This is a genomic window from Pseudomonas sp. HY7a-MNA-CIBAN-0227, assembly GCF_040310325.1.
Lineage (GTDB): Bacteria > Pseudomonadota > Gammaproteobacteria > Pseudomonadales > Pseudomonadaceae > Aquipseudomonas.
On sequence record NZ_JBEOPT010000176.1, the window covers coordinates 1 to 265 of the forward strand.

At 47.9% G+C, this 265-nt stretch carries 1 protein-coding gene; it reads right to left on the bottom strand.

Annotated elements, in window-relative coordinates; genetic code table 11:
- A partial coding sequence (locus AAEZ06_RS27460; protein WP_350617272.1) for a hypothetical protein occupies positions 1–265 on the bottom strand: 265 nt, incomplete at both ends.

Sequence of the window (265 nt, forward strand, 5' to 3'; positions counted from 1 at the left end):
ACCTCAATCTTGGCGAGCAATATCAGTCGCACCTGGACAGTATCTTCACGCCCGTTGAAAAAGACTATGAGGTCACGGATCAGCGCTCCAAAGCCTTTCAACTTAAAGTGGCGTTCATTCAAAATAAGCGTCTTGAGTTTACCGCTGAGTTGCACGTGGCGTTCATGAAGCGGCATGTGGCTGTCGAAAACTATAATTTCATACTGGCTGAGCTCTTGAACAATCAACTCGCCTGGCACAATAGGCGCAACGTTCACAGCACGTT